The 24,102-nt window shown below is 70.7% G+C and carries 21 protein-coding genes; 11 read left to right on the top strand and 10 right to left on the bottom strand.

From position 1 onward, the window contains the following. The first annotated feature begins 22 nt into the window (after positions 1-22). Together Afe05nite_RS32335 and Afe05nite_RS32330 are read left to right on the top strand one after the other, a co-directional pair. Positions 23-937: an NAD-dependent epimerase/dehydratase family protein gene (locus tag Afe05nite_RS32335; RefSeq protein WP_203821067.1), complete on the top strand. Its 915-nt coding sequence runs from the start codon at positions 23-25 to the stop codon at positions 935-937. 111 nt (positions 938-1,048) lie between these two features. After that, positions 1,049-2,935 (top strand): IPT/TIG domain-containing protein, encoded by a 1,887-nt coding sequence (locus Afe05nite_RS32330; RefSeq protein WP_203821066.1) that lies wholly within the window; start codon positions 1,049-1,051, stop codon positions 2,933-2,935. Between the two features lie 52 nt (positions 2,936-2,987). On the opposite strand, the gene Afe05nite_RS32325 is transcribed toward Afe05nite_RS32330, so the two are convergent. Together Afe05nite_RS32325 and adhE are read right to left on the bottom strand one after the other, a co-directional pair. Further along, complete coding sequence (locus tag Afe05nite_RS32325) at positions 2,988-3,542, bottom strand: hypothetical protein (RefSeq protein WP_203821065.1); 555 nt, start codon at positions 3,540-3,542, stop codon at positions 2,988-2,990. Positions 3,543-3,664: 122 nt separating this feature from the next. Continuing rightward, complete coding sequence (gene adhE, locus Afe05nite_RS32320; protein ID WP_203821064.1) at positions 3,665-6,256, bottom strand: bifunctional acetaldehyde-CoA/alcohol dehydrogenase; 2,592 nt, start codon at positions 6,254-6,256, stop codon at positions 3,665-3,667. Between the two features lie 265 nt (positions 6,257-6,521). Between adhE and pflB the strand changes: the two genes are divergently transcribed. The 3 genes from pflB (at position 6,522) to Afe05nite_RS32305 (ending at position 10,513) form a co-directional block, all read left to right on the top strand. Continuing rightward, on the top strand, positions 6,522-8,774 hold the full coding sequence (gene pflB, locus Afe05nite_RS32315) for a formate C-acetyltransferase (protein WP_203821063.1): 2,253 nt from the start codon (positions 6,522-6,524) through the stop codon (positions 8,772-8,774). A 2-nt stretch (positions 8,775-8,776) separates the two neighbouring features. Further along, positions 8,777-9,547 carry a pyruvate formate-lyase-activating protein gene (gene pflA, locus Afe05nite_RS32310; RefSeq protein WP_203821062.1) on the top strand — a complete coding sequence of 257 codons (771 nt, stop codon included), beginning with the start codon at positions 8,777-8,779 and terminating at the stop codon, positions 9,545-9,547. 93 nt (positions 9,548-9,640) lie between these two features. Next, positions 9,641-10,513: a hypothetical protein gene (locus Afe05nite_RS32305; RefSeq protein WP_203821061.1), complete on the top strand. Its 873-nt coding sequence runs from the start codon at positions 9,641-9,643 to the stop codon at positions 10,511-10,513. 97 nt (positions 10,514-10,610) lie between these two features. On the opposite strand, the gene Afe05nite_RS32300 is transcribed toward Afe05nite_RS32305, so the two are convergent. Next, on the bottom strand, positions 10,611-11,381 hold the full coding sequence (locus Afe05nite_RS32300) for a hypothetical protein (RefSeq protein WP_203821060.1): 771 nt from the start codon (positions 11,379-11,381) through the stop codon (positions 10,611-10,613). Positions 11,382-11,732: 351 nt separating this feature from the next. Here Afe05nite_RS32300 and chvE point away from each other — a divergent pair, with 351 nt between their 5' ends. The 3 genes from chvE (at position 11,733) to mmsB (ending at position 15,684) form a co-directional block, all read left to right on the top strand. After that, positions 11,733-12,851, top strand: coding sequence for a multiple monosaccharide ABC transporter substrate-binding protein (chvE, locus tag Afe05nite_RS32295; protein WP_203821059.1), 1,119 nt, complete (start codon positions 11,733-11,735; stop codon positions 12,849-12,851). Positions 12,852-12,913: 62 nt separating this feature from the next. Then, positions 12,914-14,455 carry a multiple monosaccharide ABC transporter ATP-binding protein gene (gene mmsA / locus Afe05nite_RS32290; RefSeq protein ID WP_203821058.1) on the top strand — a complete coding sequence of 514 codons (1,542 nt, stop codon included), beginning with the start codon at positions 12,914-12,916 and terminating at the stop codon, positions 14,453-14,455. Further along, a complete protein-coding gene (gene mmsB / locus Afe05nite_RS32285; RefSeq protein WP_203821057.1) occupies positions 14,452-15,684 on the top strand; it encodes a multiple monosaccharide ABC transporter permease in 1,233 nt (410 codons plus the stop codon). The genes mmsA and mmsB overlap by 4 nt, the downstream gene beginning before the upstream one ends. On the opposite strand, the gene Afe05nite_RS32280 is transcribed toward mmsB, so the two are convergent. The 3 genes from Afe05nite_RS32280 to Afe05nite_RS32270 form a co-directional block, all read right to left on the bottom strand. After that, entirely contained in the window at positions 15,659-15,835 is a 177-nt protein-coding gene (locus Afe05nite_RS32280) for a hypothetical protein (RefSeq protein WP_203821056.1), read from the bottom strand. The two genes, mmsB and Afe05nite_RS32280, sit on opposite strands and share 26 nt — an antisense overlap. 106 nt (positions 15,836-15,941) lie before the next feature. Next, the gene (locus Afe05nite_RS32275) at positions 15,942-16,304 is read right to left on the bottom strand and encodes a saccharopine dehydrogenase family protein (protein WP_203821055.1); all 363 of its coding nucleotides are present in this window, start codon (positions 16,302-16,304) and stop codon (positions 15,942-15,944) included. A gap of 1 nt (position 16,305) precedes the next feature. Continuing rightward, a complete protein-coding gene (locus Afe05nite_RS32270) occupies positions 16,306-17,100 on the bottom strand; it encodes an SDR family NAD(P)-dependent oxidoreductase (protein ID WP_203821054.1) in 795 nt (264 codons plus the stop codon). A gap of 106 nt (positions 17,101-17,206) precedes the next feature. Here Afe05nite_RS32270 and Afe05nite_RS32265 point away from each other — a divergent pair, with 106 nt between their 5' ends. After that, complete coding sequence (locus tag Afe05nite_RS32265) at positions 17,207-17,812, top strand: TetR/AcrR family transcriptional regulator (RefSeq protein WP_239118345.1); 606 nt, start codon at positions 17,207-17,209, stop codon at positions 17,810-17,812. A gap of 41 nt (positions 17,813-17,853) precedes the next feature. Here Afe05nite_RS32265 and Afe05nite_RS32260 read toward each other — a convergent pair whose 3' ends face one another. Beyond that, entirely contained in the window at positions 17,854-18,675 is an 822-nt protein-coding gene (locus tag Afe05nite_RS32260) for an SAM-dependent methyltransferase (RefSeq protein ID WP_203821052.1), read from the bottom strand. Between the two features lie 146 nt (positions 18,676-18,821). Here Afe05nite_RS32260 and Afe05nite_RS32255 point away from each other — a divergent pair, with 146 nt between their 5' ends. Next, a complete protein-coding gene (locus tag Afe05nite_RS32255; RefSeq protein ID WP_239118344.1) occupies positions 18,822-19,580 on the top strand; it encodes a universal stress protein in 759 nt (252 codons plus the stop codon). Positions 19,581-19,600: 20 nt separating this feature from the next. On the opposite strand, the gene Afe05nite_RS32250 is transcribed toward Afe05nite_RS32255, so the two are convergent. From Afe05nite_RS32250 to Afe05nite_RS32240, 3 genes are all read right to left on the bottom strand, one after another. Further along, complete coding sequence (locus tag Afe05nite_RS32250; RefSeq protein WP_203821051.1) at positions 19,601-20,839, bottom strand: GNAT family N-acetyltransferase; 1,239 nt, start codon at positions 20,837-20,839, stop codon at positions 19,601-19,603. A 129-nt stretch (positions 20,840-20,968) separates the two neighbouring features. Then, the gene (locus Afe05nite_RS32245) at positions 20,969-22,372 is read right to left on the bottom strand and encodes a cellulase family glycosylhydrolase (RefSeq protein WP_203821050.1); all 1,404 of its coding nucleotides are present in this window, start codon (positions 22,370-22,372) and stop codon (positions 20,969-20,971) included. Between the two features lie 133 nt (positions 22,373-22,505). Then, positions 22,506-23,492, bottom strand: coding sequence for a LacI family DNA-binding transcriptional regulator (locus tag Afe05nite_RS32240; RefSeq protein ID WP_239118369.1), 987 nt, complete (start codon positions 23,490-23,492; stop codon positions 22,506-22,508). Positions 23,493-23,682: 190 nt separating this feature from the next. On the opposite strand from Afe05nite_RS32240, the gene Afe05nite_RS32235 reads away from it, so the two are divergent. Further along, entirely contained in the window at positions 23,683-24,099 is a 417-nt protein-coding gene (locus Afe05nite_RS32235; RefSeq protein ID WP_203821048.1) for a hypothetical protein, read from the top strand. Positions 24,100-24,102 lie beyond the last annotated feature (3 nt).

The raw sequence follows: 24,102 nt of genomic DNA, 5'->3' as shown, positions 1-24,102 counted from the left end.
GTCCTCGGTGGACGATGCGGCCGTGCGGATTCTGGTGGTCGGTGGCAGTGGTCTGATCGGGGCGCACGTCACGGAGGTGCTGCGGGAGCGCGGACATGAGGTCACCACGGCGGCCCGGAGTCCCGGCGCCGGCGTCGACCACCTGCTCGACGTCACGGACGCCTCGGTCGACGCCATGCGGGGGCTGCTGACCGGGCACGACGGGGTGGTCTTCGCGACCCGTACCGACGAGCAGCGTCCCCTGCCCAGGCCGATCCTCGGGCGCTTCCGGCGCGACATGGTGGAACCGGTGGTGCGGCTGTTCACCGCGGCCCGGCAGGAGGGCCTCACGCGCGGGGTGCTTCTCGGGTCGTACTACACCTACTTCGACCGGGTGCGGCCGCAGTGGCGGCTGGCCGAGCGGCACACGTACGTGCGGTGCCGGGTGGAGCAGGCGCGCGAGGGGCGGGCGGCGGCCGGGCCGGACCTGCCGGTCGCCGTGATCGAGCTGCCGTTCGTGCTCGGCCGGGCCGGCGAGCGGGGGCCGAACTGGGCCGCCCCGTTCGAGCGGTGGGCCCGGTCCGGCGCGCCGCTGCTGGTGCCGGCCGGTGGCACCGCCGTGGTCACGGCGCGCAACGTGGCCGGGAGTGTGGCGGAGGCCCTGGAACACGGCGGCGGCGCGGATCTCCCGGTCGCCGACGCGAACCTCTCGTGGGCCGAGATGATGACCCGGGTCGCCTCGGCGGCCGGTCGGGCGCGGCCGGTGCGGCGCCTGCCCGCGGGGGTGTTACGGGCCGCGTTCGGCGCCGGCGCGGCGGTGCAGACCCTGCTCCGCCAGGAGTCCGGGCTCGATCTCGGCCACCTCGCCGACCTGATGCTCGCCGACCTGTTCGTCGAGCCGGTGAGCGGGCGGCCGCTGGACGCGGCGTTCCGGGAGAGCTTCTCGGCGCCCGGCTGACACCCGCTCCGCAACCGCAATGCTCCTCCCGAATCCTCCCGGACCGCGCGTGGCCGCCGATGACCATGGCCACGAAGGAATGCGGGCCGTGCGGCCCCGGAAGGAGCTCGGATGCCTCGCAAGGCCCGTCCCATCAGCAATGGCCTGCTCGCGGTGGCCGTTGCCGCGACCGGTGCGGTGTTCCTGCCGGCCCTCCCGGCCGTCGCGGCCACCACGACCCGCGCCTCGTACCCGACCGGCCTGGTGCCGCCGACGGTCAAGGTCGCGGCCAAGCTCAAGCTGCGTGCCCAGGGCAGCCTGCCGTCGAGCGTCGACCTGCGCGCGGGCGCGCCGGCGGTCGGCGACCAGGGCCAGGTCGGCTCGTGCGTGGCCTGGTCGGTGGGCTACAGCCTGAGCGGCTACTACGCGCGGAGCATCGCCGGTTCCGGCGCTCCGTACGCGCCGCTCTACCTCTACATGCGCACCGTGCAGGGCACGCCCGGCCCGAACACCGGCCTGTCCGTGACGGCGGCGCTGCGTAACGAGCAGAACATGGGCATCGACACGCAGGAGAACTACTACCAGGGCACCACCGACTACTCGGAACCGCCCACCGGCAGTCAGATCCGTAACGCCTACAACTACAAGCTCACCGGCTGGACGACGCTGTTCTCCGGGACCCAGGGCGGAACCACCGCGCAGACGGCGATCCAGCAGTCGCTGGCCGACGGCACCCCGGTGTCCGTCTCGCTGCCGGTCTACAGCGCGTTTAACAAGGTCAACTCGCTCGCGCCGTACACCAGCGTCGCGGGCGCGGTCCAGGGCTACCACCAGGTCACCGCGTACGGCTACGACTCCACCGGCCTGATCATCCGTAACTCGTGGGGCACCCGCTGGGGCGCCGCCGGCGACGCGAAGCTGGCCTGGTCGTTCGTCAACAGCAAGGTGATGGCGGCGTACACCGTCGAGGGCATGAGCGACCGGGGCGTGGCCTCGGTCAGCAGGCCCAAGCTCACCGGCCTGTCGGCGGCGAAGTCGGCGGCCGGCACCACCGTCACGATCACCGGCCGGAACCTGGACGGCGCCACGCAGGTCAACTTCGGCATGGTCGCGGCGGACTTCACCAACGTGACCGCCGACGACGGCTCCACCGCGCTCGCCGCGGTCGTCCCGGCCGGGCAGAAGATCGGCACCAGCGTCGACGTGACCGTCACGACCCCCGCCGGCACCAGCGCGGCGAACGTGGGCACCAAGTTCACCTACTCCGCTCCGGCGCCGGCCGTGGCCTCGCTGTCCCAGGACACCACGACCACCCTCGGCGGCACCGCCATCGTGGTGACCGGCACCAACCTGGCCGGCTCGACGGTCAAGGTCGGCACCACCGCGGTGAGCGTCCGCAGCGTGACCGCGGCGTCGCTGACGTTCACCGCGCCGGCCCGCGTCGCCGGCCCGGCCACGGTCACCGTCACCAACGCCGGCGGCAGCGCCACGGCCACCCTGACGTACGTGCTGCCGGACGCCCCGACCGTGACGTCGCTGAGCACGACCTCGGTAAGCACCAAGGCGAGCACGGTCGTGACCGCGACCGGTACGACGTTCGTCGGCGCGGTGAGCGTCACGATCGACGGCAAGAAGGTCTCGGCCACCCGGGTGAACGACACGACCCTGCGCCTGACCGCCCCGGCCCACGCCGCCGGCACCGTCCCGGTAGTGATCACCGCGGCCGGTGGCAGTGCGAGCCCGGTCGACCTGACCTACGTCACCCCGCCGCCGGCGGTCAGCTCGCTCAGCCCGGCCGCCGGCTCGGCCACCAAGGGCGGCACCGTCACGATCAACGGGTCCAACTTCGGCGCCACCACCGGGGTCAGGTTCGGTGACACCGACGTCGAGTTCAAGGTCGTCAGCGACACCCGGCTGACGGTGACCGTCCCGGTGACCGCGGCCGGCAGTTACGTGGTCACGGTGACCAGCGCGACCGGCACCAGCACGCAGGCCGTGAAGTACGTGGCCCGCGCCTGACCCGCGGCACGAAGAAGGGCCCCCGCACGGGGGCCCTTTCTCGTGCGCCGGATCAGACCCGGCACTGCCAGGTGGCCGGGTCGTAGTAGTTGTCGAAGCGCTCGACGGTCGCCGCCCCACCCACTGTGTAGAAGCAGGCGGCCAGGATGTCGACGTCGTAGTAGGTCGGCCCGCTCCGGTTGTACGAGACGCAGTGCCAGTCGTACGCCGTGGTGCCGAGCAGCGCCGCCGCGCTGTGCCCGGTCGTGGTGCAGTAGTTGGTGAAGTCCGGTTGGACGATCGCGGGGGTGACCCGCCAGCAGGACACCGAGGCCGGGTCGCGGAAGTTGCCGATCCGGTCGACGGCGGCGCCGGTGGCGTACGTCCACCGGCAGGCGGCCGCGAAGGTCAGGTCCCCGCGCCGGCCGTCGCCGGTGACGCAGTGCCAGTCGTAGGCGGTCGAGCCGGCCAGGGTGGCGTCGGCGTAGCCGATCGAGCGGCAGTAGGCGCCCAGGTCGAGCCCGCCGAGGTTCTGCGGAGTGGGGGCGGCCGCGGCCGGGGAGGTGGAAGTCAGGACAAAAGCCAATCCGCCGAGCATGGCCAGCAAGAACTTGCTGATCGGTCGCACAGTGCTCTCCAGGGCTGCTCAAAAGAACGGCCACCGGCAAAAATGCGGGTGGCCGTCCTCAGTGGAAGTAGGCAGCCCAAGCCTACGGTGTCGGTGTGTTATTGCAAGACCTTGCAGAACTTTCAGGACCCGTAGTAAGCCGCTTTCATCAACTCCCGCATGTCGTCGAGCATCGGCATCCGCGGGTTGGCGGGGGCGCACTGGTCCTCGTACGCGTTCAGGGCCTGTTGCGGCAGAGCCGCCATGAACTCCCGCTCCTCGATGCCGAGCTTGGCGAACGACGGCTCGATCCCGACCGCGTCCCGCAACCGCTCGACCGCCACGGCCAGCGACTCCGGACCGGGGTCCGGCAGGCCGAGCATGTGGGCGATGTCCTCGAACCGCGCCGGCGCCCGATAGCTCTCGTACTTCGGCCAGCCCGACAGTTTCGCCGGAACCGTGCCGTTGTACCGGATCACGTGCGGCAGCAGCACCGCGTTGGTCCGCCCGTGAGCGATGTGGAACGTCCCGCCGAGCGTGTGCGACATCGCGTGCACGATGCCCAGGAACGCGCTGCCGAACGCCATACCGGCGATGGTCCCGGCGTTGTGCATGCGCTCGCGGGCGTCCGGGTCGGCGTCGATCACGGACTTCTCGAGATTCGCGAAGATCAGCCGGATCGCGTGCAGGGCCAGGCCGTCGGTGAAGTCGTTGGCGTAGACCGACACGTACGCCTCGATCGCGTGGGTGAGCGCGTCGAAGCCGCTGTCGGCGGCGATCACCCGGGGCAGGCTGGCGGTCAGCACCGGGTCGATGATCGCGACCGTGGGGGTGAGCGCGTAGTCGGCGAGCGGGTACTTCTTGCCCGTCCGGTGGTCGGTGATCACCGCGAACGGGGTGACCTCGGCACCGGTGCCGGACGTGGTCGGGATGCAGACCAGTTTGGCCCGCTCGCCCAGCGGCGGGAAGGCGAACGCCCGCTTGCGGATGTCGAAGAACTTCTCCCGCATGTCGTCGAAGTCGACCTCGGGGTGCTCGTACTTCAGCCACATCACCTTGGCCGCGTCCATGGCCGAGCCGCCGCCCAGCGCGATGATCGTGTCCGGCTTGAACGACCGCATCAGCGCGGCGCCCCGGTCGACGGTGGTCATCCGCGGCTCCGGCTCGACGTCGTCGATGATCTGCAGCGCGACCTGGTTCGGCCGGCGCTGCAGAACGCGGTTGAGCCGGTCGACGAAGCCGAGCCGGACCATCGCGTCGTCGGTGACGACGGTGACCCGCTGCACGTCGGGCATGTCGGTGAGATAGCGGATGGACTGCGGCTCGAAGTAGATCTTCGACGGGACCTTGAACCACTGCAGGTTGTTCGTCCGCCGGCCGATGCGCTTGATGTTGATGAGGTTCACCGCCGAGACGTTGTTCGACACCGAGTTGTGCCCGTAGCTGCCGCAACCCAGGGTGAGGGACGGGAGGAACGCGTTGTACATGTCACCGATGCCGCCCTGCGACGCCGGCGAGTTCCAGATGACCCGGACCGCCTTGACCTTCTCGCCGAACTGCCGGGCGAGGCCGGCGTCCTCGGTGTGGATGACGGCGCTGTGGCCGAGCCCGTGGAACTCCACCATCTCGGCGGCGAGGCGCAGGCCCTCGGCGCGGTCCTCGGCCCGCAGCACGGCCAGCACCGGGCACAGCTTCTCCCGGGTCAGCGGCTCCGCCGGGCCGACCTCGGCGACCTCGGCGAGCAGCACCGAGGTGGTGGCCGGCACGCTGAACCCGGCCTGTCCGGCGATCCAGGCGGCGGACTGGCCGACCACCGACGCGTTCAGCTGAGCCTGGGCGCAGTTCTCCCCGCGGGCGGCCACGCCGAAGATCAGTTTCTCCAGCATCTCCTTCTCGGCCGGCGAGCAGACGTACGCGTGCAGGATGCGGAACTCCTCGAGGGCCGCCTCGTAGATCGGGGCGTCGAGGATCGCGGCCTGCTCGGAGGCGCAGATCATCCCGTTGTCGAACGACTTCGACAGCACGATGTCGTTGACCGCCCGCTTGAGTTTGGCGCTGCGTTCCACGTACGCCGGAACGTTGCCGGCGCCGACGCCGAGCGCCGGTTTCCCGGTCGAGTAGGCCGCCCGGACCATGCCGTTCCCGCCGGTGGCGAGGATGGTGGCGACACCCGGGTGCCGCATCAGCGCGTTCGTCGCGGCGACCGAGGGCTGCTCCACCCACTGGATGCAGTTCTCCGGGGCGCCGGCCGCGACGGCCGCGTCCCGCACGATCCGGGCCGCCTCGACGCTGCACCGCTGCGCGGCCGGGTGGAACGCGAAGATGATCGGATTGCGGGTCTTCAGCGCCAGCAGGGCCTTGAAGATGGTGGTGGAGGTCGGGTTGGTGACCGGCGTGATGCCCGCGACCACGCCGACCGGGTCGGCGATCTCGACGATCCCGCTGATCTCGTCCTCGCTGATCACGCCGACCGTGCGCAGCTTCGCCATGCTGTGCGTGACGTGCTCGCAGGCGAAGATGTTCTTGACCGCCTTGTCCTCGAAGACGCCGCGGCCGGTCTCGTCGACGGCCAGCTGAGCCAGCGCCGCGTGCCGGTCGAGGGCGGCCACCGACGACTTCTTGACGATCCGGTCGATCCGCTCCTGGTCGAACCGGCGGTAGTCGTCGAGCGCCGCGAGCGCCTTGGTGACCAGCACGTCGATCGTGGTGCCCAGCTCTTGGTCGGGCGTGTCCATCGCATCCTCACCTCATCGGGTTCATCAGCCTGCGATCTCATCCTGATCCGCGCCGGTGGCGGTCCCGAAGAGACGAGCGGCACTGCTGTGCGGGCCTTTCGGCCCCCTCCGGCCGAGGCGGCGGGGGCCGGCTACGGCGGCGATCGGGGGTCACCCGGCACCGGAGGTCGGGACCATCGGCCCGGTGCCGGCGCGATGGCCGGGTGCGACGGTGGGGGTGGAGCCTTTGCGGGCTCCGCCGGACCTGTCAAGGGGAGCGACCTCGATGAGCGAGAACAACGTACGACCCACCCGGACCGACCCATGGCGCGGCTTCACCGACGGTGCCTGGCGTCACGGCGTCGCGGTTCGTGACTTCATCCAGGGCAACTACACCCCCTACGAGGGCGACGCCGGCTTCCTGGCCGGACCGACCGAGCGCACCACGGCGGTCTGGGCCAAGCTGAGTGCGATGTTCCCCGCGGAGCGCGAGCGCGGGATCTACGACGTCGACGCGAACACCCCGTCGACGATCACCTCGCACCGGCCGGGCTACATCGACCGGGACGCCGAGCTCATCGTCGGTCTGCAGACCGACGCGCCGCTGCGCCGCGCGATCCTGCCCAACGGCGGATGGCGGATGGTCGAGGGCAGTCTCAAGACGTACGGGTACGAGGTGCCGCAGGACATCGCCGACATCTTCACCAAGTACCGCAAGACGCACAACTCCGGTGTGTTCGACGTGTACGACGCCAACATCCTGGCCGCGCGCAAGGCCCACATCATCACCGGCCTGCCCGACGCGTACGGTCGTGGCCGCATCATCGGCGACTACCGCCGGGTCGCCCTCTACGGCGTCGACCACCTGATCGCCCGGAAGAAGGCCGACAAGGTCGCCGCCGCCGGCCCGTTCACCGAGGACGTGATCCGCAAGCGGGAGGAGCTGTCCGAGCAGATCCGGGCGCTGGCCGAGCTCAAGGAGATGGCCGCGTCCTACGGCTACGACATCTCGGGGCCGGCGACGAACGGCCGGGAAGCCGTCCAGTGGCTGTACTTCGCCTACCTCGCCGCGGTCAAGGAGCAGAACGGCGCGGCCATGTCGCTCGGCCGCACCTCCACCTTCCTCGACATCTACCTGCAGCGCGACATCGCCGAGGGGGTGCTGACCGAGTCGCGGGCGCAGGAGCTCGTCGACGACTTCGTGATCAAGCTGCGGATCGTGCGGTTCCTGCGCACCCCCGAGTACGACGCGCTGTTCTCCGGCGACCCGACCTGGGTGACCGAGTCGATCGGCGGCGTCGGCACCGACGGCCGGCCGCTGGTGACCCGGACCAGCTTCCGCTACCTGCAGACCCTCTACAACCTGGGCCCGGCACCCGAGCCGAACCTGACCGTCTTCTGGTCACCGGTCCTGCCCGAGGGCTTCAAGCGCTTCTGCGCCCAGGTCTCGATCGACACCAGCGCCATCCAGTACGAGTCGGACGAGCTCATGCGGCCGCGCTACGGCGACGACACCGCGATCGCCTGCTGCGTGTCGGCCATGGAGGTCGGCAAGCAGATGCAGTTCTTCGGCGCCCGGGTCAACCTGGCCAAGACGCTGCTGTACGCGATCAACGGCGGCCGCGACGAGGTCTCCGGCGCCCAGGTCGGCCCGGAACTGCCGCCGCTGCACAGCGACGTGCTGAGCTACGACGAGGTCGCCGAGCGGTTCGACACGATGATGGACTGGCTCGCCGGGACCTATGTGGACGCGCTCAACATCATCCACTACATGCACGACAAGTACGCGTACGAGCGCATCGAGATGGCCCTGCACGACTCGGACATCCTGCGCACCATGGCGTGCGGCATCGCCGGTCTGTCGGTCGCGGCCGACTCGCTGTCGGCCATCAAGCACGCCACCGTACGGGTGGTCCGCGGCCCGGACGGCCTGGTCACGGACTACACGGTCGAGGGCGGGTTCCCGACGTACGGCAACAACGACGACCGGGCCGACAAGATCGCCGCCGAGCTCGTCGAGATCTTCATGGCGAAGATCCGGGCGCACCCGACCTACCGCGGCGCGGTGCACACCCAGTCGGTGCTGACCATCACGTCGAACGTCGTCTACGGCAAGGCCACCGGCAACACCCCGGACGGCCGGCGCGCCGGTGAGCCGTTCGCCCCCGGCGCCAACCCGATGAACGGCCGGGACCGGCACGGCATGGTGGCGGCGGCGATGTCGGTGGCGAAACTGCCGTACGACCACAGCCTCGACGGGATCTCGCTGACCACCACGGTGACCCCGGCCGGCCTCGGCAACACCCGGACCGAGCAGGTCACCAACCTGGCCGGGGTGCTCGACGGCTACAACGCCGTCAACGGCTTCCACATGAACGTCAACGTGCTCGACCGGGCCACCCTCGAGGACGCGATGGCGCACCCGGAGAACTACCCGCAGCTGACCATCCGGGTCTCCGGTTACGCGGTCAACTTCGTGCGGCTGACCCACGAACAGCAGAAGGACGTCGTCTCGCGTACGTTCCACGGGGCGCTGTAGCCATGGTCGCCCGCCCGCTCCCGGCGCCCGACACCCTGGTCCCGACCGGTTCGGTGCACTCCTGGGACGTCGTGACGGCCGCGGACGGGCCGGGCACCAGGTTCGTGACGTTCCTCGCCGGCTGCCCGCTGCGCTGCCAGTACTGCCACAACCCGGACACGTGGCAGCGGCGCAACGGTCAGCTGATGGCGGTCGAGGAGTTGGTCGCCAAGATGTTGACGTTCCGGGCGTTCATCCGGGCCGCCGGGGGCGGGGTGACCGTCTCCGGCGGCGAGCCGCTGCTGCAGCCCCGCTTCGTCGAGGCCTACCTGCGGCGCTGCAAGGAGTACGGCATGCACACGGCGCTGGACACGTCCGGCTTCCTGGGCGCCCGCGCCACCGACCAGCTGCTCGACGACACCGACCTGGTGCTGCTCGACGTGAAGTCGTCGATCCCGGAGCTCTACCGGAAGGTCACCCGTGCTCCGCTGGCCCCGACGATCACCTTCGGCGACCGGCTGGCGGCCCGCGGCAACCGGATCCGGATCCGGTTCGTGCTGGTCCCGGGTCTGACCGACGCCCGGGAGAACATCGAGGGAGTGGCCGAACTGGCCGCCCGCTGGGGCAACGTCGACCAGGTCGACGTGCTCGGCTACCACCGCCTGGGCGTGTCGAAGTACGAGGAGCTGGGCCTGCGCTATCCGCTCGACGGGGTGCCGCCGCCCACCGCCGGCCAGCTGGCCGCGGCCGCCGCCGTCTTCGCCGACCACGGCGTGCCGGTCAGCGCGACCTGACAAGCAACCGAAGCACACCCGCTCGCTTCTCCTGGAATCCGTTCGGCGACCGATGGTCATGGTCACCCGACGTCCATGTGAGGAGCCCCCATCTTGAAGATTCGCCACCGTGCCGCCGTCGTCGCCGCCGTAGCCGGCATCGCCGTCACCGGCGCCATCCCCGCCCTGGCCGGCCCCGCCCTGGCCGGCCCCGCTCTGGCCGGCCCCGCCCTGGCCACCACCGGCGCCGGTACGCCCAAGCCGGCGGCCGGCACCGCCACGGTGTTCTCGGCCGACGGCACGCTCGCCGCCCTGAGCGGCCTGAGACTGAGCCTGACCGGCGACAACGGCCGGACCGCCGTCACGGTCGACCCGAAGGCCGCCGTCACGCTCGACGGCAACACCGCCAAGCTGGTGGCCCTGCCGCTCGGCGCCCGGGTCAAGCTGTCCGGCAACACCACCGACGGCGTCTCGGTGGCGACCCGCGTCGACGCGTCGAGTGTCCGCCCGTTCGTCGCGGCCGGCTCGGTGTCCGGGGTCGACCTCGAGGACAAGACCGTCTCGGTGACCCCGCTGCTCGGCTCGGACCGGACCGCCCGGAGCTACCCGGTCGCCCCGGCCGCATCGATCACCCTGGACGGCCGGAAGGTGGCCCTGTCGGCCCTGCCGGCCGGGGCCCACATCGTGGTCCTCGGCTCGGTGATCGGTTGCCAGGTCTACTCGGCGAAGTCGCTGACCGCGCTGTCCCGCTGGGACCTGAAGCTGTCCGGCACAGTGTCCGCGGTGGACGCCGCCAAGGGCGTCGTCACGGTCGACGCCGACGGTGCCGCGGTCAAGCTCGACGTCGCCCCGAACGCCACCATCAAGGTCAACGGCGCTCGGGCCACCCTGGCCGGCCTGCCGATCGGCGCCGCCGTCAACCTCACCGGCACCGGGTCCACCCGTGGCTCGGTGGTCTCCGGCATCACCGCCAAGGTGAAGATCTGAGAGCTCACCCGAGTGCGGCGAAGCGTTCCTGGTTCCGGTCCGAGAACCAGGAACGCTTCGCCGTTCCGGCCGGTGGAGGCCCGTCGCCCGTCGCCCGTCACCCTTCGCCCAGGAGGCCGAGGAGCGCGGCGGGTGGGTCGAGGGCGGACAGCAGGCTGACCGCGGCCACGGCGAGCAGCAGCGCCGCGGTGAGACCCAGGATCACGGCGAGGGAACGGCGCATGCGGGCCGCCCGCGGGGGACCGGTGCCGCGGTGCCGCCAGAGGTGGGCGGCGGCCAGGGCGGTCGCCGCCATCGCCACGCCGGCGAGCGCGGCCATGACCCAGTGGTAGCGCGCCACCTCGGCGAGAAGCCGGGCGAGCGCGGGGGGCCCGGCGGGCTCGGTCAAGCCGTCGCGGACCTCGCGCACGAACTCGGCACTGTCGGCCAGCGGCAGCAGTGCCACCAGGGGTACGGCCGTGGCCTGGATGTTCAGGATCAGCAGCCCGGCCGCGAGAACCGGAAGGACGGTGGCACCGGCGGCGGTTGTCGCGTACCGGGCCGGGCCGTGCACATATCGGCGCCACAGCGCGGTCGCGAGCAGCGCGAAGACCGCGAGCATCAGCCCGCTGACCAGCACCTTGATCGCGTGCCAGCGGAACCAGTAGTCGACCAGGCTCGCGAGCAGGGCGGGATAGGCCGGTCGGCCGCCCTGCCAGTACTCGACGAGACCGCGCCCGAGCGCGTCGGTCAGTGCGGCTTCGTCCGGGAAGGCGCCGCCGGCTCCACTCAGGAGGGCGGCCGGGGCGAGCAGGAACGCGGCCACCGACCCGGCGCCGGCGAGGGCCAGTGCCGCGATCGCGGGCCTTGAACTGAGCCGAATCTTCATCGTCGTATCCCACCGGTCCGGACGCCGCCCGCGCATCCGTCCGGAGACCGACAGGCGGCCCGTGCAGCTCGGACGAAAGGCTGACGGGTCCGTTCACGCGGTCGCCGCGCGTCAATTCCGGATCGCGATTTCCAGGCGAGCTCCGGGGAATTAACCAGTGGTCGTACAAAAGAAAGGGTCTTCGGCCCTGACCTTTATAGGACTTAGGTTTGTGCTGCTCAGGGTAATTAGAAATCGAATCGCCCGCGTTAGCGATTCGTTACTGAAAATCGCTTCGGCGGCCCTTCTCCGCGGGTTTATGTTGGCCGCGGAAACAAATCTGAGTGGAATAAAGAGAAAGGAGGCGCCGGAGTGGCCCAGAAACTCCGCGTCTTCGCGGCGGTAGCCCTGGCCGCGACCCTGGCCGCGACGACGGCGTGCAGCGCCAGCCGGGCCGAGGACAGTGGCGCCGGCTCCGGTTCGAGCGCCGACCTCATCGGCATCGCGATGCCGACCAAGAGTCTCGAGCGCTGGAACAACGACGGCGCGCACCTCGACGACCTGCTCAAGAAGGCCGGTTACACGACCACCCTGCAGTTCGCCGACAACAAGGTCGACCAGCAGATCACCCAGCTCCAGAACATGATCAACCAGAACCCGAAGGTGCTGGTCGTGGCGTCGATCGACGGCACCGCGCTGAGCCCGGTCCTGGCGAAGGCGGCCCAGCAGAAGATCAAGGTCATCGCGTACGACCGGCTGATCAACTCGACGCCGGACGTGGACTACTACGCGACGTTCGACAACTACCAGGTCGGCAAGATGCAGGGCGAGTTCGTCGTCAAGCAGCTCGGCCTCGACAGCGGCAAGGGACCGTTCAACCTGGAACCGTTCGCCGGGTCGTCCGACGACAACAACGCCAAGTTCTTCTTCTCCGGCGCCTGGGACGTGCTCAAGCCGTACGTCGACAGCGGCAAGCTGGTCATCCCGTCGGGCAAGAAGCCGGCGAGCGACGAGGACTGGAAGAACGTCAGCATCGACGGCTGGAGCTCGCAGAAGGCTCAGTCCGAGATGGACAACCGGATCAACTCGTTCTACACCGGCGGCAAGAAGATCGACGTCGTGCTGTCCCCGAACGACTCGCTGGCGCTGGGTATCGAGCAGTCGCTGGAGTCCAAGGGCTACCGGGTGGGCGCCGGCTGGCCGGTCGTCACCGGGCAGGACGCCGACCTGGCGAACACCAAGAACATCCTGGCCGGCAAGCAGTCGATGACCGTCTGGAAGGACACCCGGGCCCTGGGCGACCAGGTCGCCAAGATGGTGGACCAGATCGTCAAGAGCGCCACCGTCGAGACCAACGACACCAAGAGCTACGACAACGGCGTCAAGGTCGTGCCGTCGTACCTCCTGGCGCCGGTCGTCGTCACCAAGGACGACGTCAAGGCGAAGCTGGTCGACTCCGGCTTCTACACCGCCGACAAGCTCGGCCTCTAGTCAAGTTCACGGCCGGGCCCCGGCGTCAGAAGGGGCTCGGCCGTCCGGCGAAAGTGGCCACCATGAGTCCGATCCTCGACATGCGCGGGATCACCAAGACCTTCCCCGGTGTCAAAGCGCTGCAGGACGTCACGATGACCGTGGCGCGCGGGGAGGTGCACGCCGTCTGCGGCGAGAACGGCGCCGGCAAGTCCACGCTGATGAAGGTGCTCAGCGGCGTCTACCCGCACGGGAGCTACGCGGGCGAGATCGTCTTCGAGGGGCAGCCGGGCCGGTTCCGCACCATCCGCGACTCCGAGGAGCGCGGCATCGTGATCATCCACCAGGAGCTCGCGCTCAGCCCGTACCTCTCGATCGCGGAGAACATCTTCCTCGGCAACGAGCGGTCCAGGCGCGGCGTGATCAGCTGGACCGAGACCAACAAGCAGGCGGCCGAGCTGCTCGCCCGGGTCGGCCTGGCGGAGCCGCCGGACACCCGGATCATCGACCTCGGGGTCGGCAAGCAGCAGCTCGTCGAGATCGCCAAGGCGCTGTCCAAACGGGTCAAGCTGCTCATCCTCGACGAGCCGACGGCCGCGCTGAACGACGAGGACAGCGCCCACCTGCTCGACCTGCTCCGCCAACTGCGTGACCAGGGCATCACCAGCATCATCATCTCGCACAAGCTCAACGAGATCGCCGCGATCGCCGACACCACGACGATCATCCGGGACGGCCGCAGCGTCGAGACGCTCGACATGCGCGGTGCCGAGCCGGTGAGCGAGGACCGCATCATCCGCGCCATGGTGGGCCGTGACCTCGCCCACCGCTTCCCCGAGCACGAGCCGCGGATCGGCGAGGAGATCCTGCGGGTCGAGAACTGGACCGTGCACCACCCGATCGACCGCACCCGCACCGTGGTCGACGACGCGACGCTCACCGTGCGGGCCGGTGAGATCGTCGGGCTGGCCGGGTTGATGGGGGCCGGCCGCACCGAGCTGGCGATGAGCGTCTTCGGGCACAGCTACGGCAGCGGCATCTCCGGGCAGCTCCACCTGCACGGCAAGCCGGTCACGATCAGGACGGTGGACGCCGCGATCGCGCACGGCATCGCGTACGCCACCGAGGACCGCAAGCACTACGGCCTGAACCTGATCGAGGACATCAAGCGCAACACCTCGGCCGCGAAGCTGCGGCGCATCTCGCGGTTCGGCGTTATCGACGCGGCGAAGGAGATCACCGCCGCCGACCGGTACCGCCGGGAGATGAAGACCAAGGCGGAGAGCGTGGACGTGCCGGTCGGCAAGCTGTCCGGCGGCAACCAGCAGAAGGTGGTCCTGTCCAGGTGGCTCTTCGCCGAGCCGGACGTGCTCATCCTCGACGAGCCCACCCGCGGCATCGACGTCGGCGCGAAATACGAGATCTACGAGATCATCAACCGCCTCGCGGACGCCGGCAAGGCCGTCCTCGTCATCTCGTCGGAGCTGCCCGAACTGCTCGGCATCTGCGACCGGATCTACGCGATGAGCCAGGGCCGGATCACCGGCGAGATTCCCCGCGCACAGGCCACCCAGGAGGGTCTCATGCGCTTCATGACGATGGAGAAGAGCGGAGCAGCGCGGTGAGCGCATCGACGACGCTGGACCAGCCGCCGCCCCCGGCGGCCGAGCCGTCCGGCACCGGCAACAGCGGGTCCTTGACCGCCTATCTGGGACAGAACCTGCGGCAGTACGGGATGATGGCGGCCCTCGTCGTGATCGTCGTGCTGTTCCAGATCCTGACCGACGGCAAGTTGCTGTACCCGAACAACATCGCGGCCCTGATCCAGCAGAACGCGTACGTGCTGATCCTCGCGATCGGCATGGTGATGGTCATCGTGGCCGGCCACATCGACCTGTCGGTCGGCTCGGTGGTCGCCTTCATCGGCGGCATCTGCGCGCTGCTGATCAGCGAGCACGGGGTGCCGTGGCTGCTCGCGGTGGTCCTCTCGATCGGGCTCGGCCTGGTGGTCGGCGCGTGGCAGGGCTTCTGGGTGGCGTACGTCGGCATTCCCGCCTTCATCGTGACCCTCGGCGGCATGCTGCTCTTCCGCGGGCTGGCGATCGTCTTCGTCGGCACCACCGTGGCGGGCCTGCCGGCCGGCTTCAACGACATCAGCAACGGCTCGCTGCCGAGCGCTCTCGGCTTCCTCGCCGACCTCGACGGCCTGACCCTGCTGATCGGCGTCGTCGCGATCGCCGGCCTGGCCGGGGCCCAGCTCCGCGCCCGCCGTGCGCTGCTGCGCAACGATCTGCGGGCCGAGCCGTTCGCCGCGTTCGCCGGCAAGCTCGTCCTCGCGGTGCTGGCCATCGGCTACATCACCTACCTGCTGGCGAAGAGTGCCGGCGGCACCCCGGTGGTGTTGATCATCGTGGCCGGGCTGGTGCTGCTCTACACGTTCGTCATGAACAACACCGTCTTCGGGCGGCACATCTACGCGATGGGCGGCAACCTGCCGGCGGCGATGCTCTCCGGCGTGAAGACCAAGCGCGTCAACTTCATGATCTTCGTGAACATGGGTCTGCTGGCCGGGGTCGCGGCGGTGGTCACCACGTCGCGAGCGGGCGCCGCGGTGGCGGCCGCCGGGCAGAACTTCGAGCTCGACGCGATCGCGGCCGCGTTCATCGGCGGGACCGCGGTCAGCGGCGGCATCGGCAAGGTGACCGGGGCGATCATCGGTGCGTTCATCATGGGCGTACTCAACATGGGCCTGTCCATCATGAACGTCGACCCGTCGTGGCAGATGGCGGTCAAGGGCCTGGTTCTCATCGCGGCCGTGGCCTTCGACATCACCAACAAGCGCCGCGCCAAGTGAGGATGCGCTCCAGGGCCGTTCCGGTCGCCGTGGCGAGCGCCCGCAACCGGGCGACCGTCGGCTCGGCCGGCCGGAACGGCTTCGCCCGGTGGACCCCGATCGCGCCGAGCGGGTCGGCCTCGCGGACCGGCACCAGCGCGAGGCTGCGCACGTCCGCCGAACCCCTCCGCCGAATCGCTGGGAGTGATGAGAACACTACTGTCGGCGACGGCGATCGGGTGGTGCCCCGCCGAGGTTGCGCCAGAGGAACTCCAGGGTCAGCGCGGAGATGGTGGCGGCCTGCTCGTTGTCGGCGGCCCCACCGTGCCCGCCCTCGACGTTCTCGTAATAGGCGACGGCATGGCCGTGCTCGCGGAGCCGGGCGGCCATCTTGCGGGCGTCATCATCCAGTCCTGCTCGCCCGTCGTGTCGAGGTAATGCGTCCCGGCGGCCAGGCAGGCCTCGGCGACCTCGTAGTCGGCGGTCTCGATGCCGGCCACGTTCTCCTGCATCGACTGCTCGATCCGGGCGGCGTCGCGGCCGGCGGCGACGAACGGGACGTTGTACTCGCGGAGGTATTCGCAGATCAGTCGGCCGGTGTAACCGGAGGCGCCGTAGACGACGACGGGCTTGGCGGTCATCTCACATCCCCATTCCGCCGTCGACCGGCAGCCCCGCGCCGTTGATGAAGCGGGCCGCGTCGGAGGCCAGGAACACGACGGCGTCGGCCATGTCGGTCACCTCGCCGAGACGGCCCGACGGGGTGAGCTCGACGACGGCGCCGACCGCCTCCTCCGGCGAGCCGAACAGCCCGAGCCGGGCGACGTCGTCGGCGAGTCCGGCACCCATGGCGGTGGGGACGAGGCCGGGATAGAGGCAATTGACGCGTACGCCGTAGCCCAGCTTGCCGGACTCCATGGCGGCCACCCGGGTGAGCCGGTCCACACCGGACTTGGTGGCCGAGTAGACCGCGATGCCGGGGAACGCGATGGTGGCGGCCACCGAGGCGACGTTGATGACGACGCCACCGGTGCCGGCCGGCCCGCCCGGCCGCATGGCGCGGAACGCGTGCTTGATGCCCAGCGCGGTGCCGAGCAGGTTGACCTCGAGCTGTTTGCGGACCGCGGCCGGGTCGAGGTCGACGATCAGGCTGGTGATCTCGATGCCGGCGTTGTTGACCACGATGTCGAGCCCGCCCATGATGCCGGTCGCCTGGTCGGTGGCGGCCGCCCAGTTGGCGTCGTCGGTGACGTCGAGGTGCACGAAGCCGCTCCGGTGGCCGAGCGACTCGGCGACCTCGGGGCCGAGGTCGTCCTGCAGGTCGGCGACGACGACGGAGGCGCCGGCCGCGGCGAGTGCGCGGGCCATGCCTTCGCCCAGGCCCTGTGCGCCGCCGGTGACGAGGGCGTGACGTCCGGTGAGATCTAGCTGTGCCATGGAGGCTCCCGGGGTGTTGCGGGGTGAACGAGACCCACATCACATGCCCGATCTTGACAGTTGTCAAGAGATGTCCGGACGCTTGTCAAGCTCGTACGATGCGGGGGTGACCGCCACCCGCCCCGTCGACAAGTTCGACCGCCGCCGCACCGAGCTGGCCGAGTCCGCGCTGCTCACGCTAGGGGAGTTGGGCTACGCCCGGGCCAGCCTGCGGGAGATCGCCGGCAATTCGCCGTTCAGCCACGGCGTCGTGCACTACTACTTCGACGACAAGCTGGAACTGGTCATCTACAGCATTCGCCACTACAAGGCGCGCTGCGTGACCCGCTACGACGCCGTGGTGCGCGACTCGGCCACGGCCGGTGAACTGGTCGAGGCGTTCGCCGCGAAACTGGCGCAGACCATCCGTGACGAGGCGCCGATGCACCGCCTCTGGTACGACCTGCGCACCCAGAGCATGTTCGAGGACGGCCTGCGCGAGGCGATCACCGAGATCGACGCGACCCTGGAAGCCATGATCTGGCGGGTGGTCGACCGCTACGCCACCCTGTCCGGCCGGCCACCGGCAGTCGGCCCGGCCGCCGCCTACGGCATGCTCGACGGCCTGTTCCAGCAGGCGTTGCTGACCTACCTGAGCGCCGGCGAGCCGGTCCTGACCGGCTTGTCCGCCCAGGTCCGCACCGTCCTGCCGCTGATGCTGGGCCGGCCCTGATGCTGGGCCGGCGCTGATGCCCGGCCGGCCCTGACGCCCGGCTAGCCGGCGTTCGCCCAGGGCGCGGCGCGGCGGGCGGTGACCCGGGTGAAGCCGAGGTGGCGGCCGGCGTCGGCGCGGGTCATCGCCACCTCGCGGGGCACCATCCGCAGGGCGAACTCGTTGTCGGTCACCTCCAGCACGGCCTCACTCCAGTCGAGCCAGTCGCGCCAGCCGTCGGCCAGAAAATCGGCGCGTACGTCGTCGACGACGCCGCTGCGGCTCCACAACCGCTGCCACCACGCGGGGGAGTGGAACGACCAGAAATCCGGCTCCCAGTACGGCTCGAGGTGCTCCGGCAGACCGTCGTCCAATTCGGCGACCAGTCCCGGCACCGCGATGCCGAGGCGCCCGCCCGGGGCCAGGAACCGGCTCAGGTAGGGCAGGTAGAGCTCGTCGGTGCCGAAGTAGTGGAAGGCGTCGACGCTGACCACGGCGTCGAAGTAGCCCTCGGCGAACGGCAGGTCGTGCGCCTCGGCCAGGATCGGCGTCACCCGCCCGGCCAGGCCCGCGGCGTCGATGCGGTGCCAGTTCTCGGTGGGCTTGACCCAGAGGTCGGCGGCGACCACCTGCACGTCGTACTCCTTGGCCAGGAAGATGGACGTGGCGGCCCGGCCGCAACCGAGGTCGAGCACCCGGGAGCCGGGCGCCAGATCGAGCCCGGAGCACAGCCATTCGAGCAGCCAGAGGGCATTCGGGCCCATCCAGTTCTCGATCATCCACAGCGGATCGTAGCCCGCGCTGCGGGGGAACCGCGGCCGGTCGAACCGCCGGCGGAGCTGTGCGTCCCGGGCCTCGGCCGTGCGTTCCCGCTCGTCGGTCATCCGGGCAGGATGGCAGCGCCGGGCCCCGAAGTCGACCGAATATGCCGGCCGGGTCGGGACCTTCGGCGGGTCCGCGATGACCCTTCGCCCTGCCCGGTCACATCGATGGACTCGACGATGGAAGGGACCGGAGAGGGGCGCCCGCCATGACCGCCAAGACCGCCATGACCGCCAAGACCATCAAGACCACCAAGAAGATCATCGTCGGCTACGACCGTTCGGCCGACGCCAAGGCCGCCGCGGTGTGGGCACTCGGCCAGGCCGCCCGGACCGGCGCCCTGGTCGAGTTCTTCTTCGCCTACGAATGGCCGAGCTGGGCGCCGGCGAGCCGGACCATCGGGGCGGCTCCGGTCTGGCCCGGCGGCGAGACCGACCGGGCCGTCAACGGCATGCTCGACGAGGCGGTCGCCAACGCCCGGCAGACCCACCCGGGCGTGCGCACCAAGATCTCGATCGAGCGGGCGGGCGCGGCCGGCACCCTCATCGAGCGGTCCGCCGAGGCGAGCCTGATCGTGCTCGGCAGCCGCGGCCACGACGACATGACGGGCGTGTTCGGCTCGGTCAGCATCGCGGTGAGCGCCCAGGCCCGCTGCCCGGTGGTGGTGGTCCGGGGCGAGGCGCCGGCGGGCGCACCCGTCGTCGTCGGCGTCGACGGTTCCGCCCCGGCCCGGTCCGCCCTGCACTTCGCCACCGAACTGGCCGCCGCCCGGTCCGTGCCGCTGCGGGTGCACGAGGCCGTCGACCGCCCCACGACCGAACTGGCGGTCGCCGGCGAGACCGCCCAGATGCTGGTCGTCGGCACCCGCGGCCGCGGCGCGCTGCGCGGCATGCTGCTCGGTTCGGTGAGCCAGCACCTGCTGCGGCACAGCTCCTGCACCGTCGCGGTGGTCCCGGCAAGCTCCTGACCGGCGCTGCCCACCCGGGGCTACGAGTCCGCGGTGGGGGCCCAGACGAAGCGGATGTCCGGGGCTTTCTCCTCGTTCCCGGAGCCGTCGGTCGTCTCCGCCTCGGTGAAGCCGTGCCGGAGGTAGAAGCGCTGGGCGGCGGTGTTGGTGGCGAAGGTCCACAGCTGCAGGCCGGCCGGGCGGCGGGACTTGGCCAGCTCGAGGAGCCGGGAGCCGAGGCCCCGGCGGGTGGCGGCGGGGTCGACGTAGAGCTGATCGATCCAGTCGTCGTCCAGGACCAGGACGGCAACGGGGCGGCCGGTGTGGTCCTCGGTCAGCCACACCTCCCGGTCCGGGACGACGACGGCGGCGACCCAGTCGCGGATCTCGGCCTCGGAGTGGACCGGCGCAGGGATGCTCTCGGTGGCACGGCGGGACCGGATGAGGATGTCCGCGACCGCGGGGGCGTCCTGCGGGCCGGCGCGGCGGGACGTGGGTTCCGGCCGGCGGGCGGCCTCCGTGGGACTCATGGCGCTCATGCTGTGCGGGTCCGGCGGCGCGGGCAACTCGATAACGGGGCCCGGCCGGAAGGCGACATCGCTCACGTCGGCGGCCAGTTCGGTGAAGTCGGTGCCGTAGGCGGCCGGTTCGACGATCCGCAGCACGAGGGCGAACGGGCGGTCCGCGCCGTACGTGCGGGCGAGGTCGGCGTGGTGGCCGGCGAGGTAGCGGGCGCCGGCGAGGTTGCTGCCCGCGCTCAGGCCGCCGAGGAAGAACACCGGGTGGCCGCCGGCCGGGCCCCAGAACCGGGCGAGCAGCACGTAGCTGGTCCGCGGGCTCAAGGTGTACTCGGTGCCGCCGACGATGAACGACATCCGGCGCTCGCCCTCGTCGAACACCCGGTAGGTCACGCCGCGCAGGATGGTGCGTACGTGGGTGGCGCTGCGCGGGCTCGCACCGCCGGGACCGCCCACGCAGAACTCGGTGAGCCGGCCGATCTCGCCGGCCGGCTGGTTCTCGCCGACCCGGTCGGCGCGCGCGCCGCACTCCCGGGCGATGCTCGCCAGCTCGACCAGGGCGGCGACGTCGCGGCGGTGGACGCTGAACTCGCGGGGCGAGGACGCGTGCCGGGACACCACGAGCAGGCAGCTCGCCCCGGCGGTGAGGCCGAAGAAGGCGCGCTCGCGGCTCAGCCTGCGCCGGCGCAGCAGGAAGCCCGCGAGCCAGACGGCCGTACCGGCGATGACGCTCGCCAGCAGATTGATCAGGAGGTCGCCCACGCCTCGATGATGTCCGATGCGGACACCTCGAGATCGGCCGGGCCGCCCGGCGAGCCCGCGGGACGGCGTGGCGGGCCGGGCACGGAGCCGGATGCGTTCGCACCCGCACCCGGCTCCGCGGTCAAGGGGTCAGCTCGACGTGCAGGTCGGCGTGGGGACGCGGTTGGTGCCGGTCCACGAACCCAGGAAGCCGAAGGTCGTGGAGGCGCCGGCCGCCAGTTTGCCGTTGTAGCCGGCGTTCTTCGCGGTCACCGAGGAGCCGCTGCTGGTCAGCGCCGCGTTCCAGGCCTGGGACACGGTCTGGCCGTCGGCGTAGGTCCACGTCACGGTCCACCCGTTGATGGGTGCACTGCCGGCGGTCACCTTCACCTCGCCCTGGAAGCCGCTGGGCCACGAGCCGGTCACCGCGTAGGACGCCGAGCACGCACCGGCGCCGGGGCTCGGGGAGGTGCTCGGGGAGGTGGACGGCGAGATTGACGGCGAGGGCGAGCTGGACGGCGACACCGACACCGAGGGGGACGGCGAGGCCGAGGTGGGCGACGTGGTGGGGGTGCCGCCGGCGAAGATGGTGGCCTGCTTGCTGTTCGACTTCAAGCCGTTGGGGCCGTTGACGATGCGCTGCCCCCAGGTGGTCAGCTCGGCCGGGTCGAAGCCGGTGGTCATGTCCAGGATCGGGTCGGTGTTGCCGGACCACGACCAGCCGAGATAGCCGAGGTTGCGCTTCACGGCCTCGCTCATGATCGTCCGGTCGTCGACCTCGCCGGCGCTGAACTGCCAACCGAACTCGCCGATCAGCAGCGGCCAGCCCTTGCTCTTGAACGTGTCGAGGTAGGACACGATCGACGCGGCGGTGTTGAAGACGGCGTACATGTGAATGGAAAGGATCGTGTTCTTCCGGGTGTCGGCGTCGAGGATGGCCTGGCCGTTGTCCCGCATCGTGTACTGCCAGTCCTGGCCCCAGTTGGGTGCGTCGATCATCAGCAGGTGCTGGAAGCCGTTGCTGCGCATCTTCTGGACGGCGGCGACGGTGGCGGCGGTCCACTGGCCCGGGTTGGTGTTGCCGATCGGCTCGTTGCCGATGTTGATGACGACGTAGTCCTCCTGGCCGACCAGCACGCTCTTCAGGCCGATCCAGTAGTTCACCGCCTGGTCGAGGGTGTAGGCCGCGCTGTCCTCGCCGTACCCGGTGGTGTCGTGGTCCTCGAGGACGCAGATGAGCTTGTTGGCCTTGCACAGCGAGATGATGTTGGCGACCTCGGCCGCCGAGTTGGCCGTCCAGCGGCCGCCGGACAGCACCACCCGTACCGTGTTGGCGCCGGTGGCCTTGATGTCGGCGAACGAACTGGTCTGGTTGGTGTACCAGGTGTGCGCGTGATTGATGCCGCGCATCACGAAGACGTTGCCGTTGGACTCGACGATGTCGGTGCCGGAGACGTGCAGACCGGTGGCCGCGAAGGCGGGGCTGCCGAAACCGACGACGGTGGCCGCGATCGCGAGCACGACGGCACCGAGCGCGATGAGGTGTTTTCTCATGACCTGCCTCAGGGAACGGGGGATCGGGGAAGGGGAAGTGCGCACCCCAGCCCGCCGCCGTCCGGCAACGCGCTCGCCCTCGGGATGTCTGAATGACACCGTTGTAACGTCTGTAATCGACGTGCTGGAAAAGCTACCCGGTCAAGCGATGTTCGTCAATGTAAGTGGTCGACGAGCGCACCACCAGCGACGGCTGGAAGCGCACCTCCCGATGCGTGTGCCCGGGCCGCTCCTCGTCCAGCAGCAACTCGGCCGCCGCCTGGCCGAGCTGGTATGTCGGCTGGCGCACGGTGGTCAGTGCCGGGGCGAGCCGGCGCGCGAACGGCAGGTCGTCGTAACCGACGACCGAAAGATCCGCCGGCACGCGTACGCCGAGAGCCGCCAGCCCGTCGAGAAGCCCGAGCGCCGCGGTGTCGTTGAGGCACACCACCGCGGTCGGGGCCAGGGCGACGATCCGTTCCGCGGCCGCGGCCGCCGCCGCACCGAGCGACGGCGGGTGCATGTCCACCCGGACGTCGATGATCTCGCCCACCGCCGCCCGCAGGCCCGCCCGGCGCCGGGCCACCGGAGCCGGATCGACGGTGGCGCCCAGATAGGCGATCCGGCGGTGGCCGCGCGCCCGCAGGTGTTCCCCGGCGAGCCGGCCGCCGAGCACGTCGTCGACCGCGACCGCGCACAGGTCGAGCCGCTCCTTCGGATGGTCGAGCAGCACGACCGGGGTGCCCCGGCGGCTGATCGCGGGCAGCTGGGCGGCGTCCGCGGGGGAGATGATGATGCCGCGGACGCCCTGCTGCTCGAGCACTCGCAGCAGCCGCGTCTCGGTCGCCGGGCGCAGGTCCGTGCTGCATGTCAGCAGCACGCAGCCGGCCTCGGCGAGACGGTCCTCGATGCCCCGGTTGACCTCGGCGTGGAACGGATTGGCCAGGTCGAGCGTGACGCTGCCGACGATCGGGCTGGGCCGGCCACGCAGCTGGCGGGCGGGCCCGTTGGGCACGTAGCCGACCTCGTCGATGGCACGCCGCACCCGCTCGACCGTCGCCGGCGCCACGATCGCCGGCCGGCTGAGCACGTTGGCCACGGTCGACACCGAGACGCCCGCCGCGCTGGCGACCTCGCGCATGCCCACGGCGATCACCCTACCCCCGGACGGCATCGACTTTCATGAATCCCGACTCGCTCGCAGACGTTGCCTTTCCGGCCGGCCGGCGTGGACCCGTCTCCGCCGTGTTGACGCTGCCTCCCGGCCCACGCCGCACCAATTCGTACCTCCGGCACAGCCCGCGGACAGCCGGGTCCGGCACCTTCGACCCATGAGCACTGAGCAGGACACGCCCCCCACGACCACCTTTTCCACGTCGCCCGCTCCCGATCAGGCGTGGGCGCCGCCTACCGAGGGATGGGCCGCCGTCCCGACCACCGCCGCCGTGCCGACCTCGGCCTTTCCAGCCGTCGCTGTCCCGGGTGCCGCTGTCCCGGGTGCCGCTGTCCCGGGCGCTCCTGTCCCGGGCGACGGGGCGGGGGTGTCCGGCGCCGGGCGCTGGACCGGGAAGAAGGTGGCGGCGGCGGTGGCGCTGACCGCGGCCCTGGCCGGTGGGGCCGGCTTCGGTATCGGCATGGCCGTCGATTCCGGCGGCAGCTCCACTCAGCAGGGCCAGTTCCCGGGCGGCGGCGCGGGCAACGGCGGCCCCGGCGGCGGAATGCTGGGCGGCGGCGGTTTCGGCAGCTAGCAG

The sequence above is a fragment of the Paractinoplanes ferrugineus genome (assembly GCF_016862195.1).
In the GTDB taxonomy this organism is placed as follows: Bacteria; Actinomycetota; Actinomycetes; order Mycobacteriales; family Micromonosporaceae; genus Actinoplanes; species Actinoplanes ferrugineus.
The sequence above is the reverse complement of the archived record's forward strand: the minus strand, read 5'-3'. Positions and strand labels throughout refer to the sequence as shown.